The sequence below is a fragment of the Rhodococcus sp. NPDC059968 genome (genome assembly GCF_042738615.1).
GTDB lineage: Bacteria > Actinomycetota > Actinomycetes > Mycobacteriales > Mycobacteriaceae > Rhodococcus_F.
In genome coordinates this window covers 58960-72397 of record NZ_JBHWUE010000054.1, presented here as the reverse complement: position 1 = coordinate 72397, position 13438 = coordinate 58960, and the positions used below count along the sequence as shown (strand labels likewise).

The window sequence follows — 13438 nt, the reverse complement described above, 5'->3', positions numbered from 1 at the left end:
GATATCCCTTGGCCACCAACACATTATCCAGGAAATCCCAGGTCAGGGCATGGTGACACGCGGACACGCCGCCCCGGGATTTCGCAACAGCCCCCCCCCGGTTAAGAAGTACTCACGGGCGGTCACGCAAGCAGCGCCTGGAGCTTGGCGGCGAGCACGTCCCATCGCCATTCCGTCTTGACCCATCTGCGGCCGGCCGCACCCATCGCGGCCGCGCGGTCGCGATCCGACAGCACCGAGATCACCGAACGCGCCACCTCGGCCACCGACGTGCCGTCCACGACCATCCCGGTTTCGTTCTGCCGCACCGTTTCCGGGGCGCCACCGGACTGTCCTGCGATGACCGGCACACCGGTGGCCGACGCCTCGAGGAAGACGATGCCGAGTCCCTCGACGTCCAGTCCCGCGCCCCTCGTGCGGCACGGCATCGCGAACACGTCGGCGATCGTGTGGTGGGCCGCCAGCTCCGCGGACGGCACCGTGCCGGTGAACACGACGTGGTCCTCCACCCCCACCGAGCGCGCGAGCGCGCGCAGTCGGTCCTCGTAGGGTCCGCCGCCGACGATCACGAGCACGGCACCGTCGATGTGCTCGCGGATGCCCGGGAGCGCCTTGATGAGGATGTCCTGGCCCTTGCGCGGCACGAGACGGGACAGGCACAGGACCGTCGGCCGCTCCCCCAGCCCGTAGCGCGACCGCAGTTCGGCCCGCGCCCCGCTGTCCGGGGTGAACAGGTCGGTGTCGACTCCGGGCGGCAGGTGTTCGAGCGCGGCACTCGCGCCGAACGCGGACGCGAATCGGCCCCTCGTGTACCGGCTGACATACGTGACGACGTCGGTCCGGTCGCCGATCCGTCCGAGGGCCTGGCGGGCGGCGGGGAGCATCGACCAGCCGACCTCGTGCCCGTGGGTACTCGCGACCACTCGTTCCGCCCCGGCGCGGCGCAGCGTCGAACTCAGCAGCGCGAGCGGGGCGGCTGCGCCGAACCAGACGCCCGTACAGTCGTGTTCGGCGAGTAACTTGGCGGCGCGGCGCGCGACGAACGGTGTGGGCACCATCAAGGTGGTGGGGTGCCGGACGACCTGAAATGGTTGCCGCGCATCGAACTTGATGTGCGAGTCGCCGCGCCAGCGCGGAGCGTAGACGACCAGGTCGTCGGCGGGCAGGTGCTTGGCGAAGGTGTGCAGGTACGACTGAATTCCGCCTGGTCGCGGCGGAAAATCGTTCGTCACCAACAGGGTTCGGCGCATGTGATCACCGTAGGCGGTGGGCCGTGCGGCAACCGACGCAGGGTCATCCCAGGTGAGCGCCCACCCAGTCGGTCCAGCGGTCCCGGAACTGATCAGCATCGACGCCGAGAACGTCGGACAGCCGTCCGTCGACCGTCTCCGGGTCTGCGTCCCCCACGGCCAGCGTCCGGTACAGCTCCGTCAGCCTCGATTCGCCGTACTGCTCCGCGACGAACGCGTTGATCGACCACGCAGTCTCGTAGGCGACCGAGCCGCGTTCGCCGTATCCGGAGAAGTCGGTGTCCTCGGGGAACTCGGTCGGCGGACCCTCGGCGCCCACCTGCGCGGTCAGTGCCGGCGCGATCTGCCGTCCGGCCTCGCCGGTACCCCGGTAGGCCGCGTACTCCGCGTAGCCCTCCAGCACCCACATCGGTGAGCGGTCCACCGTCTCGGCGCGCGCCGCCACGTGGATCAGCTCGTGCCGCAGGATCGCCCGCCGGGTGACCTCGGTCAGCCGGTCCGCCGACGCCGGGCTGAACACGATCCGCTGCCCGGTGACCGTGGCGGCCTCGGGGTCGACGGCGTCCGAGATGGCGACAGCGGCGATGTCGCGTCCGTCGTGATTCGGGCCGACGAGCGCCGTGAACTCGTCCTGCGATCCCGCGACCCACACGAGCGCGCGGCCCGCCCAGTCCGAACCCCACAGCTGGGTGGCGTTGACGACGGCGGCGGGGATTTCGTCCGCCAGCCGGTCGACCATGGTGGCGTTCTCGGGATGTCCGAGCACCACCGATGTCCCGTCACCGGTGTCGACGCGGCGCGACACGACGGGTCCGAAATCCCACGGTCCGCGCCAGGTCCGTCGCTCGCCGTCCACGGTGGCGTTGTCGCTGACCAGTGCCCAGCGGTCGCCGCGCCGGGCGACGACGAGAGCCACCGGCTTGCGGGTGGGACTCTCGTCCGCGATCGCGTAGCGGAGCTGAACGGCGGGCGCCCACACCTCGTCGGCCCCGAGCGCGTCGACGAGACTCGACGGCACCGCCGTCTCTGCGCCGTCGGCGATCTCGTAGCCCCAGTCCGAGAACTCCACACCGGCAACGTTGCCCGCCCGCCGCATCTCGGCGGCCAGGAATCCCGGTGCCGCCGCCTGATCCATCAGGCCGGACAGCTGGGCCGCGTCGTTCGCCCGAACGGCCGACGCCCAGGTGTCGAGGAGCGTCTGGACGGCTGCCGCCCGCGCCTCGGCGTCGGCCTGCGCGGTGCCGACGGCTCCGTCGGCGCCCCGCTCGGTCCGGGAGAACCCGGTCAGTGCGAGTACGACGACCACGGCGAGGACGAGTCCGGCCAGTGCGGCCAGCTCCCACGGGCGCGCCTGACGGCGCGAGGTCGGATCCGTTGCGGGAGACGGGTCTGAAGCGGGCACGCCGGTGAGTGTATGAGCACGCCCGGGCGCCGCCGTCGGACGGTCGCCGTCAGTAGCGGCGCGCCCCGTAGAAGGGGAACTTCGCCATCGACTCGATCTTCACCGGAACACCGAACGTCGAGGCGTGGAGAATGTTGCCGTTTCCGGCGTACAGACCGACGTGGGACGCGTCGTTGTAGAAGAGGACGACGTCACCGGGCTGCAGGGCGTCGCGGGACACCGGGGTGCCGCCGCTGGCCTGCGCCTGACTGGACCTCGGCAGCGTCTTGCCGATCTGCTTGTACGCCCACACGACGAGTCCCGAGCAGTCGAATTCGTCCGGACCGGTGGCGCCCCACACGTACGGGTCGCCGATGCGGGTCATGCCTGCCTGCAGCGCGCTCGTACCCGAGCCGGGGGTGAGATGCGCAAGGATCGTGTTCGGGTCGAAGCCGGGCGGGAAGGGCGTCCCCGCCAGTTGGTCGCGTTCGGCGCCGGTGAGATCTCCGAATGCCTTGATCACGTCGGCGATCTGCGCCTGCAGGTCGCTCTGTTTGCGTTGCAGATCGTCGCTCACCGCTTTGGCCTGCTCGGTCGCGGACCGCGCGGAATCAGCGGACTGCTTCGACGCCTCGGCCGCCTTCGTGGCTTCCGACGTTGCCGACTGGAATTGCGCGACCTGGTTGGCGGTGTCGTTGGAGATGGCGTCCAGAGCGGACATCTGGTCCAGGAGTTGCTGCGGCGAATCGCTCACCATCACGGCGAACAGGCGATTGGTCCGTGCGCCCTGGTAGTTGGCGGTGGCGAGCTTGTTCACCACGGGCTCGAAGACGGCGACGCGCGCGTTGGCGGCGTCGAGCACACCCTGGTCTGCCGCGAGCGTGGCGTCGGCGTCGCGTTGCGCCGACTGCTTGGTCTCGAGATCGATCTGCGCGTTGTGGAGTGCCTCCGACGTCTGCTCGGACTGCCGGGACAGGTCACCGAGCTTCGTCAGCGCATCGGTCGGGTTGGTGGTGACCGGGTCTGCACCCGCCTGGATCGCCGGCAGCGACACGAGCGCCACCGACAGCACGCCGGCTGTCAGCACGCTGCCCAGGGAGCGCTTCATCTTGTGTGAGGCCACGGAAATGCGGTTCTCCGATCGTCGATCTCCACCAGCCGAGTCGGGTGTCCGGTGCGGCTCAGGGATTTCCTCGGCCGATGCGACCGTGGAGTGCCGAAGAGGTGGTGACCCCGCGTTGCCGCCCGGTTGGCGCGACAAGACTTCGCAAGGTCTCGGATAGGTTACGGAATGGCATACGTTGGTGTCCACCCATGTCACGAACGGGGTGGCGGGGACCACCCGGCGGGTGAACGACACGCTGTCTGCCTGGGGCGCAACGACATCGAGGGTGGGTTCGAATCGGAATTCGAACCCACCCTCGGTGGTCGTGCGAGATCCTACGAAGCTACCCCGTGCATCCCCGCCCTCGACTCGGTGGATGCCTCGCCTCGTGCGTGGATCAGTAGCGGCGTGCGCCGTCGAAAGGCATGGACGCGATGGGCGCCAACTTGACGGGCTGACCCTCGGTGGAGGCGTGGATCACGTTGCCGTTGCCGGCGTAGATGCCCGAGTGCGATCCGCCGTAGAAGGAGATCACGTCGCCGGGGCGGAGATCGGACTGCGACACGGGCGTGCCTGCCGCCGCCTGCGCGTAGCTGGTGCGCGGCAGGTTCAGTCCGGCCTGCTTGAACGCCCACTGCACCAGACCGGAGCAGTCGAACGAGTTGGGGCCGGCGGCGCCGTAGACGTACGGCGAGCCGAGCTTGGTCTGAGCGGCCTGAACGGCCTTGTCACCTGCACTGCTGGCGGGCGCCGGGGGCGCGGGCAGGTTCGGGACACCGGGGATCTGCGGGATGACGACACCCGGGATCTCGAAGGTTCCGACTCCGGGGATGGTGACGGGATCTGCGGCCGCGGGGGCCGCGGTAGCGGTGAGCGCTCCGAGTGCGAGCGCGCCGGCGACGACTGCCCGTCGCACATTCCGCTTGGAAACTTGTGACGCCACGAAAGGGGTACTCCGTTTCTTCCATTCATCCGCCGACCGAGTTAGCTGACGGGTTCGGGCTGGGAAGATCAGCCCTACCCACCGGTGCGTGAGGACGTCCCGGCGGGATTCACCCCAGTAGAAACTTGGGTTCCCGGTACGACCGCTCTCGCGAGTGGCCGATTAGGCGGTGACTAGCGATGCTGCCCCGGTGTTGGGGCTGCGAGACTCCGCTAGGTCTCAGGAAGGTTACGAAATGGAATACCCCGATGTCGACCGGAACACGCGGAAAGTGTCCGTTTGGGCCGATTCCGGGCTTCCGGGCGCGCGATACCCGCATTCGGTAACAACTGGATAACAGGCGGTTTGTTTCCGATCTCTTTTCGACAGCGGGAGTGGGCATTTCGCGAAGCCTCGCAACTCCCCGATTTCTTCTCGCACCGCGTTCCTGCTGTTCAACGGGGGTGCCGCGGACCGAACCAGTGGCACGCGCCGGACCCGCCGACACCGGTCCCCGCCCCGCACGAACCCCTCGTTCACGGTCGCGTGCCCGACCCTCACACCCCCCGCGACCGCCGCCCGCGAGCGACAGTGTGATCCTCGTCTCTCCGGCCTCCCCGGGCGGTTCTGTCGGTGCCCGTCCATACGCTCTGAGCCGTGAGTGTCCCCGGTGTGCCCGAACAGCTGAGATTCGACGAGCTCGACACCCCACTGCGGGACACCACGTTCGTGGTGGTCGATCTCGAGACCACCGGCGCGCGGCCGGGCGAGGACGCCATCACCGAGATCGGTGCCGTGAAGATCCGCGGCGGCGAGGTGATCGCCGAAATGGCCACTCTCGTCGACCCGGGACGGTCCATCCCGCCGCACATCGTCGAGATCACGGGCATCACCACCGCCATGGTGATCGATGCCCCGCGGATCGAGCGAGTGCTGCCGGCGTTCCTGGAGTTCGCACGCGGGGCGGTGCTGGTCGCGCACAACGCCCCGTTCGACACGGGCTTCCTCAAGGCCGCGGCGTCCGCCACCGACACCCCCTGGCCCAAGTTCACCGTGCTCTGCACCGTCAAACTGGCCCGGCGCGTCCTCAGCCGCGACGAAGCGCCGTCGGTCAAGCTGTCGTCGCTGGCCCGGCTGTTCGACGTCGGCACCACTCCGACCCACCGGGCACTCGACGACGCCCGTGCCACCGTCGACGTCCTGCACGCCCTCATCGCGAGAGTCGGCAATCAGGGAGTGCACAGTCTCACCGAGCTCGTCGACTACCTTCCCGACGTCTCTTCCCACCAGCGGGCGAAACGCGCGCTCGCCGGCCATCTCCCCCACGCTCCCGGCGTCTACCTGTTCCGCGGACCGTCCGACGAGGTCCTCTACGTGGGCACGGCGACCGATCTGCGCCGGCGGGTGCGCAACTACTTCACCGGCTCCGAGACGCGTGGCCGGATGAAGGAAATGGTGGCGTTGACCACCCGGATCGACCACGTCGAGTGCGCGCACGCGCTCGAGGCCGGCGTGCGCGAGCTCCGGCTGCTCGCCGCCCACACGCCGCCGTACAACCGGAGGTCCAAGTACCCGAAACGCGGCTGGTGGATCACGCTCACCGCGGAGGCCTTCCCCCGGCTGTCGGTGGTGCGGACCCCGACCGCCGACTCGCTCGGTCCGTTCCGGTCCCGCTCGACCGCCGTCGACGTCGCCGACGTCCTCGCCGAGTACTGCATTCTCCGCACCTGCACGAGCCGCATCCCGAAGGGAAGGGAGCACGGTGCGCAGTGCCCGCCCCGCGAGCTCGGACGCTGCCCGGCGTCCCTCCACGGCCGCGACACGGAGGGGGCTTACCGTCCCGGGCCGGAGCTCTTCCGCCAGTTCCTGCGCGGCCTGGACGACGCTCCGCTGCGCCGCATGCGTTCACGGGTGGAGGAGCTGGCCGCCGGCGAGTTGTTCGAGAACGCCGCACGCCTGCGTGATCGCACAGCGGAGGTCGTGCTCGCGTTACGCAGGATGCAGCGCCTGGCCGCCCTCACCGCCCTCGATCAGCTCGTGGCCGCTCGCCCGGCCCCGACCGGCGGCTGGGAGTTCGCGGTGATCCGTTCCGGGCGACTCGCGTCCGCGGGTTGCGCCCGGCGCGGAATCCATCCGATGCCGGTGGTCGATGCGCTCGTCCTCACCGCCGAAACCGTCGTTCCCGACGCAACTCCCCTTCGCGGCGCGTCCCCCGAGGAGGCCGGACTGCTGGCGCGCTGGCTCGACCAGGAGGACATCCGCATCGTCAGCGCCTCCTCGGGCTGGTGCGAGCCCGCACGGGGCGCCGGATCCTGGTCCGAGTGGTGCGCACTTGCGCGAGCGGGGAGCGCGTCGACACGGGACGCAGAGACCCGACCACCCGCGCCGGGTTCCGCCGACCACCGCTTAGGCTGGCGATCATGATCAACGCCATCGTCCTGATCCACGCCGAAGCCCACCGCATCCCGGAGACCGCTCAGGCCGTCGCCGACATCGAGGGCGTCGACAAGGTCTATTCCTGCGCAGGCGACGTCGACCTGATCGCGATCGTGCGGGTCCGGGACCACGCGAAGATCGCGGAGGTCGTCACCGAGGGAATCAACAAGGTGGACGGCGTCTCCCGGACGGCGACGCACATCGCGTTCCAGTCCTATTCCAGCGCCGACGTCGAAGCGGGTTTCTCGATCGGCGAATAGCTCGCCGGCTATTTGCTGGTGGCCAGACCCGACGTGAGTTCCGCCCACCGCGCGAGCAGCGTCGCGGCCGCTCCATTGTCGATCGACTGCGCCGCCGTCGAGAATCCGTCCGACAGCGCGTCTTCGAGCGTGCGGCCGCCGAGTCCCCGGAACGCCGCGATCGCCGCCGCGGCGTTGAGCAGAACCGCGTCGCGTACCGGTCCGGTCTCACCGGCGAGGAGTCGCCGCGCCACCGCCGCGTTCACGTCGGCGTCGCCGCCGCGCAGTTCGTCGAGCGACACCCGCGCGATCCCGATGTCGCGAGGGTCGAGTCGACGGGTGGTCACCGCCCCGTCCGCTACGACGTGCACGGTCGACGTGGTCGACGTCGTCAACTCGTCCAGGCCGTCGTCGCCCCGCACCACCAGCGCCGAGTTGCCGCGCTGCGCGAGCACACCGGCCACCACCGAGATCAGGCCCGGGAACGCACAGCCGATGAGGCCGGCCCGCGGACGAGCCGGATTGGTGAGCGGTCCGAGCACGTTGAAGACGGTCGGGATGCCGATCTCCTTGCGCGGCGCGCCCGCGAACCGCAAGGCGGGATGGAACACCGGCGCGAAGCAGAAGCCGATGCCGACCTCCCGGACGCAGCGCGCCACCTCGTCGGGACCGAGATTGATCTTCACCCCGAGTGCCTCGAGAACGTCCGCCCCACCGCTCTTGGACGACGCCGCCCGGTTTCCGTGCTTGACGACGCGAATGCCGGTCGCCGCGACCACGAGTGACGCCATCGTGGAGATGTTCACGGTGTTGGATCGGTCACCACCGGTTCCGACGATGTCGACGACGTCGTCGTCGACGGGGACCTTGCGCGCGTGCCCGAGCATCGAGTCCGCCAGTCCGCGCAACTCCTCCGGTGTCTCGCCCTTCATCTTCAGGGCGACACCGAACGCCGCGATCTGCGCGGACGTGGCATTGTCGGACATGATCTCGTCCATCGCCCATTTCGCCTCGTCCACCGAGAGGTCACGTCCGTCGGTGAGCGTGCCGAGGACCGACGGCCACGTGCGTGCCGGCCGCACACCGTCGTTCGTCCCCTGAGCAGTCGGGCTCTGCATCGTCGTGTCCCCTTGCACTAGTGGCGGATCCGGTCCTGGCAGCCTAGTCACCGGGCGGAACGGACTCGCGCGCCGGTTGCGTCGCGTCCCAGCCGTCGACCGAGCCACCGAGCCGCTGCGCCAGCCCGGCCATTCTCGACCGTTCCTGGGAACAGTGCAGCGCATCGAGGATCTGGACACGCTGTAACACGAGTCCGACCGTCGCACCGTCCTCGGCCGGGGATGCCGGCCCGTCCGGATCCTGCGGTCGGTAGCCGTCCTGAGCGGCGATCGACAGGGCATCGGCCACCGACGACGCGGGCAGCCGCAGATGGTGCCGCAGCACCGCTTCCGCGTCGGCATCCCACCGCGGATCCTCGGCGGCGGCGCGGTCGAGCGCGGTCGAGCACGCCTCCACGTCGTCGAAGCTCGAGGCGACGACCACGAGGTCGGGCCGATCCTGATCGAGAGGGGCCGGTTGCCGACTGCCGAACAGCCTCCGCAGCCACCCCGTACTGTTGTCACGAGAGCGCATGTCTCCACCCTTTCACGGTCCGCCACCAGGGCTGTCAGCAGGGAGAATCGGACAAGCGGGGCGCGTCGCCGCGTCGAGGGTGGACCCGGGTAGTCGTCTCTTACGACGAAGCGTCATACTTCTGTCTGTGACGAGCGCAGTAGGGACTTCAGGATCAGCAATCACCCAACGCGTGCACTCGCTGAACCGACCTAACATGGTCAGCGTTGGCACCATCGTGTGGTTGTCAAGTGAGCTCATGTTCTTCGCAGGGCTCTTCGCCATGTACTTCGTGGCGCGAGCGCAGGCGAATGGAAACTGGCCGCCGGAGCCGACCGAGCTGAATCTGTTCCTCGCGGTACCGGTGACGCTGGTGCTGATCGCCTCGTCGTTCACCTGCCAGATGGGTGTGTTCGCGGCCGAGCGCGGCGACGTCTTCGGCCTGCGCCGGTGGTACCTCCTGACCTTGGCGATGGGCACCTTCTTCGTCCTCGGGCAGGGATACGAGTACATCCACCTGGTCGAAGAAGGCACGACCATCTCGAGCAGCGTGTACGGCTCTGTCTTCTACATGACCACCGGCTTCCACGGTATGCACGTGATCGGCGGCCTCATCGCGTTCGTCTTCCTGATCGCCCGCACCAAGGTCAGCAAGTTCACGCCCGCACAGGCCACCGCCGCCATCGTCGTCTCGTACTACTGGCACTTCGTCGACATCGTGTGGATCGCCCTGTTTGCCACGATCTATTTCATCCGTTGATCAGCTGAACGCCCCAGGCAGCCCCCTGACGTCCAGTCCGTCCCGACATACCAAAGGGATACAGATGAGTTCATCCCCCCCTCCCGCATCCGACACCACAGCGTCTACCGCCAAGGCACGCCGCCAGCGGAAGCTCCGCAGGCGCGTCACGGGCGCCCTGGTCCTGATGATGGGACTGGTCAGCGCCGGTTTCCTCGCGTCCGCGTTGACACCGACCCCGCAGGTGGCGACCGCCACCGATGATCAGGCAGCACTGATCCGCGAAGGCCAGCAGTTGTACGATACCTCGTGCATCACGTGCCACGGCGCGAACCTGCAGGGTGTGCAGGACCGCGGCCCGAGCCTCATCGGTGTCGGCGAAGCCGCCGTGTACTTCCAGGTGTCGTCGGGACGTATGCCGGCATCGCGCAACGAGGCCCAGATCGAGCGCAAGCCCCTCAAGTTCGACGCCGAGCAGACGGACGCCATCGGCGCGTACGTCCAGGCCAACGGTGGCGGCCCCACGGTCATCCGTGACGAAAACGGCGAGGTCGCCCAGTCGTCCCTGCGCGGCGGCGACATCGGACGCGGCAGCGAGCTGTTCCGCCTCAACTGCGCGTCCTGCCACAACTTCACCGGGCGCGGCGGTGCGCTCTCGTCCGGCAAGTACGCGCCGGTCCTCGACCCGGCCAGCGAGCAGCAGATCTACACCGCGATGGTCACCGGCCCGCAGAACATGCCCAAGTTCTCGGACCGTCAGCTGACCCTCGAGGAAAAGAAGGACGTCATCGCCTACATCAAGTCGGCAGGCGAGACGAAGCAGCCCGGTGGCTACGGACTCGGCGGCATCGGTCCCGCCTCCGAGGGCTTGGCCATGTGGGTCATCGGAATCATCGCTGTCGTCGGTGCAGCACTGTGGATCGGAGCAAGGTCATGAGCGACGCTGGCCAGCCGGGCGGCGCCACGCCAAAGAAGTACACGGATGCAGAACTCGAGAACCTGAGCCGCGACGAACTCGTCGAGCTCGGCACCAACCTCGACCACGTCGATGTCGCGTTCCGCCGACACCGGTGGGCGGTTCCGGGGACGAAGGCCGAGAAGCGCGCCGAGCGGTCGGTCGCCTTCTGGTTCGCCCTCTCCGGCGTCTCCGCGATCGCGTTCATCGCGATCTACCTCTTCTGGCCCTGGGAGTACGCCGGCTCCGGCGAGGAGCACTACTCGGCCTACAGCCTGTACACGCCGCTGATCGGCCTCACCATGGGTCTGGCCATCCTCGGCCTCGGTGTCGGAGCGGTGCAGTTCACCAAGAAGTTCATCCCCGAAGAGGTGTCCATCCAGGACCGCCACGACGGTGGATCGTCCGAGGTCGATCGCAAGACGATCGTCGCGGAACTCGGTGACTCGTTCGACACCTCGACGCTGGGACGCCGCAAGCTCCTCAAGCGCACCCTCATCTTCGGCGGCGGTGCCCTCGGCATCATGTCCGTCATGCCCCTCGGTGGTCTGATCAAGAACCCGTGGGCCAAACGCGACGACTCCCCGCTGTGGGTCTCGGGATGGACCCCCCGCTACGCGGGCGAAACCATCTACCTGCGCCGCGACACCGGTCGCCCCGAGGACGTCGTCCTGGTCCGCCCGGAAGACCTGGACGCCGGCGCCATGGAAACGGTGTTCCCGTTCCGCGAGTCCGACCGCGGCGATCACGACGCGCTGCTCGAGGCACTGCGCGGCATCCGCAACGCGACCATGCTCATCCGCCTCCGCACGGAGGACGCGGCACGGGTCACCAAGCGCAAAGGCCAGGAGAGCTTCAACTACGGCGACTACTTCGCCTTCTCGAAGATCTGCACCCACCTCGGCTGCCCCACCTCCCTGTACGAACAGCAGACCAACCGAATCCTCTGCCCGTGCCACCAGTCGCAGTTCGATGCGCTGACCTACGGAAAGCCGATTTTCGGTCCGGCCGCTCGTGCACTTCCGCAGTTGCCTATTACAGTGAACGAAGAGGGTTTCCTAGTCACAACGGGTGACTACATCGAAGCTCTCGGCCCGGCATTTTGGGAGCGTCGACCGTGACCGACAACAAACCGTCCAGACTGAGCGCGATGGCCACCGGCCAGGCCGAGGCGATGGATTCGCGCTACCACCTCGCAGCGGGAATGCGGCGGCAGATCAACAAGGTCTTCCCCACCCACTGGTCGTTCCTGCTCGGCGAGATCGCGCTGTACAGCTTCATCATCCTGCTGATCTCCGGTGTCTACCTGACCCTGTTCTTCGACCCGTCGATGGCGCACGTCGTCTACAACGGTGCGTACGAGCCGCTGCGCGGCGTCACGATGTCCCGCGCGTACGAGACCACGCTGAACATCTCGTTCGAGGTCCGCGGCGGCCTGTTCGTCCGGCAGATCCACCACTGGGCTGCGCTGATGTTCGCGGCGTCGATCGTCGTGCACCTGCTGCGCATCTTCTTCACCGGCGCCTTCCGGCGTCCGCGCGAGGCCAACTGGGTCATCGGCTGCCTGCTGCTGATCCTGGCGATGTTCGAGGGATTCTTCGGCTACACGATCCCCGACGACCTGCTGTCCGGCACGGGCCTGCGCGCCGCGTTCTCCGGCATCACGCTGAGCATCCCGATCGCAGGCACCTGGATGCACTGGCTGATCTTCGGCGGCGACTTCCCCGGCGACCTGATCATCCCCCGCCTGTACGTCGCGCACGTCCTGCTGTTCCCGGGCATCATCCTCGCCCTGATCGCCGGTCACCTCGCGCTCGTCTGGTACCAGAAGCACACGCAGTTCCCCGGCCCCGGCCGCACGGAGAACAACGTCGTGGGTGTGCGCATCCTCCCGGTGTTCGCCGTCAAGTCGGGTGCGTTCTTCGCGATCACGTTCGGTGTACTCGCCGTGATGGGTGGCGTGCTGCAGATCAACCCGGTCTGGACCATCGGCCCCTACAACCCGTCGCAGGTGTCGGCAGGTTCGCAGCCCGACATCTACATGATGTGGACGGACGGCCTGGCCCGTCTGTGGCCGGCATGGGACATCTACCTGTTCGACCGATACACCATTCCGTCGGTGTTCGCTGTTGCGTTGATCATGGGTCTGGTGTTCACGGTGCTGATCGCCTACCCGTGGATCGAGAAGCGTCTGACCAAGGACGACGCTCACCACAACCTGCTGCAGCGTCCGCGTGACGTTCCGGTGCGTACCGCGATCGGTGCGATGGCGATTGCGTTCTACGCCGTCCTGACGATCTCCTGCATCAACGACATCATCGCGTACCACCTGAGCATCTCGCTGAACGCGATGACGTGGATCGGCCGCATCGGCATGGTGTTGCTGCCTCCGATCGCCTTCTTCGTGGCCTACCGGTTCTGCCTGGGTCTCCAGCGCAGCGACCGTGAGGTCCTCGACCACGGCATCGAGACCGGCATCATCAAGCGGATGCCGAACGGTCAGTACATCGAGATCCACCAGCCGCTCGGCCCGGTCGACGATCACGGTCACCCGATCCCGCTCGAGTACCAGGGTGCGACCGTCCCGAAGAAGATGAACAAGCTCGGATCCGCCGGCAAGCCCGGTTCCGGCAGCCTCGTCACGGCCGACCCGGTCGAGGAGAGCGTGGCTCTCGAGCACGCCCTGCACCACGGCGAGCACGAGCAGCTCACGATGCTGCGGGAGTACCAGGACCGCGCCCACGGCAACGGTTCGTCGACTTCCGGCAACGGATCGTCCGGCAACGGCGAGGCCCACTAG

Annotated in this window: 12 protein-coding genes and 1 riboswitch; of the genes, 6 read left to right on the top strand and 6 right to left on the bottom strand. The window is 68.0% G+C overall.

What is annotated here, in order from left to right:
• Window positions 1–122: 122 nt before the first annotated feature.
• From ACFWAY_RS33805 to ACFWAY_RS33790, 4 genes are all read right to left on the bottom strand, one after another.
• Entirely contained in the window at window positions 123–1250 is a 1128-nt protein-coding gene (locus tag ACFWAY_RS33805; protein ID WP_378513599.1) for a glycosyltransferase family 4 protein, read from the bottom strand.
• A 43-nt stretch (window positions 1251–1293) separates the two neighbouring features.
• On the bottom strand, window positions 1294–2652 hold the full coding sequence (locus ACFWAY_RS33800; protein WP_378513598.1) for a hypothetical protein: 1359 nt from the start codon (window positions 2650–2652) through the stop codon (window positions 1294–1296).
• Between the two features lie 49 nt (window positions 2653–2701).
• Window positions 2702–3754 carry an NlpC/P60 family protein gene (locus tag ACFWAY_RS33795; RefSeq protein WP_378452589.1) on the bottom strand — a complete coding sequence of 351 codons (1053 nt, stop codon included), beginning with the start codon at window positions 3752–3754 and terminating at the stop codon, window positions 2702–2704.
• Window positions 3755–4133: 379 nt separating this feature from the next.
• Window positions 4134–4679 (bottom strand): NlpC/P60 family protein, encoded by a 546-nt coding sequence (locus ACFWAY_RS33790; protein WP_378452590.1) that lies wholly within the window; start codon window positions 4677–4679, stop codon window positions 4134–4136.
• Window positions 4680–4693: 14 nt separating this feature from the next.
• Window positions 4694–4858, bottom strand: a riboswitch (cyclic di-AMP (ydaO/yuaA leader).
• Between the two features lie 457 nt (window positions 4859–5315).
• On the opposite strand from ACFWAY_RS33790, the gene ACFWAY_RS33785 reads away from it, so the two are divergent.
• Together ACFWAY_RS33785 and ACFWAY_RS33780 are read left to right on the top strand one after the other, a co-directional pair.
• On the top strand, window positions 5316–7082 hold the full coding sequence (locus ACFWAY_RS33785; protein WP_378513597.1) for a DEDD exonuclease domain-containing protein: 1767 nt from the start codon (window positions 5316–5318) through the stop codon (window positions 7080–7082).
• Complete coding sequence (locus tag ACFWAY_RS33780) at window positions 7079–7354, top strand: Lrp/AsnC family transcriptional regulator (RefSeq protein WP_005247708.1); 276 nt, start codon at window positions 7079–7081, stop codon at window positions 7352–7354. Before ACFWAY_RS33785 ends, ACFWAY_RS33780 begins: the two co-directional genes overlap by 4 nt.
• A gap of 8 nt (window positions 7355–7362) precedes the next feature.
• On the opposite strand, the gene trpD is transcribed toward ACFWAY_RS33780, so the two are convergent.
• A complete protein-coding gene (gene trpD / locus ACFWAY_RS33775) occupies window positions 7363–8451 on the bottom strand; it encodes an anthranilate phosphoribosyltransferase (RefSeq protein WP_378513596.1) in 1089 nt (362 codons plus the stop codon).
• 43 nt (window positions 8452–8494) lie between these two features.
• Entirely contained in the window at window positions 8495–8965 is a 471-nt protein-coding gene (locus tag ACFWAY_RS33770) for a hypothetical protein (RefSeq protein WP_378513595.1), read from the bottom strand.
• A 127-nt stretch (window positions 8966–9092) separates the two neighbouring features.
• Between ACFWAY_RS33770 and ACFWAY_RS33765 the strand changes: the two genes are divergently transcribed.
• From ACFWAY_RS33765 to ACFWAY_RS33750, 4 genes are all read left to right on the top strand, one after another.
• On the top strand, window positions 9093–9704 hold the full coding sequence (locus ACFWAY_RS33765) for a heme-copper oxidase subunit III (RefSeq protein ID WP_073365890.1): 612 nt from the start codon (window positions 9093–9095) through the stop codon (window positions 9702–9704).
• A gap of 64 nt (window positions 9705–9768) precedes the next feature.
• Window positions 9769–10620, top strand: coding sequence for a c-type cytochrome (locus ACFWAY_RS33760; RefSeq protein WP_378456782.1), 852 nt, complete (start codon window positions 9769–9771; stop codon window positions 10618–10620).
• Complete coding sequence (locus ACFWAY_RS33755; RefSeq protein WP_378456783.1) at window positions 10617–11759, top strand: ubiquinol-cytochrome c reductase iron-sulfur subunit; 1143 nt, start codon at window positions 10617–10619, stop codon at window positions 11757–11759. Before ACFWAY_RS33760 ends, ACFWAY_RS33755 begins: the two co-directional genes overlap by 4 nt.
• 29 nt (window positions 11760–11788) lie before the next feature.
• Entirely contained in the window at window positions 11789–13438 is a 1650-nt protein-coding gene (locus ACFWAY_RS33750) for a cytochrome bc complex cytochrome b subunit (RefSeq protein WP_378456848.1), read from the top strand.

Bases quoted from the DNA above. Each gene is read 5' to 3' on its own strand.
- ACFWAY_RS33805 (WP_378513599.1), bottom strand. From the start codon at position 1,250: ATGCGCCGAACCCTGTTGGTGACGAACGATTTTCCGCCGCGACCAGGC.
- ACFWAY_RS33780 (WP_005247708.1), top strand. From the start codon at position 7,079: ATGATCAACGCCATCGTCCTGATCCACGCCGAAGCCCACCGCATCCCG.
- trpD (WP_378513596.1), bottom strand. From the start codon at position 8,451: ATGCAGAGCCCGACTGCTCAGGGGACGAACGACGGTGTGCGGCCGGCA.
- ACFWAY_RS33770 (WP_378513595.1), bottom strand. From the start codon at position 8,965: ATGCGCTCTCGTGACAACAGTACGGGGTGGCTGCGGAGGCTGTTCGGC.
- ACFWAY_RS33760 (WP_378456782.1), top strand. From the start codon at position 9,769: ATGAGTTCATCCCCCCCTCCCGCATCCGACACCACAGCGTCTACCGCC.
- ACFWAY_RS33755 (WP_378456783.1), top strand. From the start codon at position 10,617: ATGAGCGACGCTGGCCAGCCGGGCGGCGCCACGCCAAAGAAGTACACG.
- ACFWAY_RS33750 (WP_378456848.1), top strand. From the start codon at position 11,789: ATGGCCACCGGCCAGGCCGAGGCGATGGATTCGCGCTACCACCTCGCA.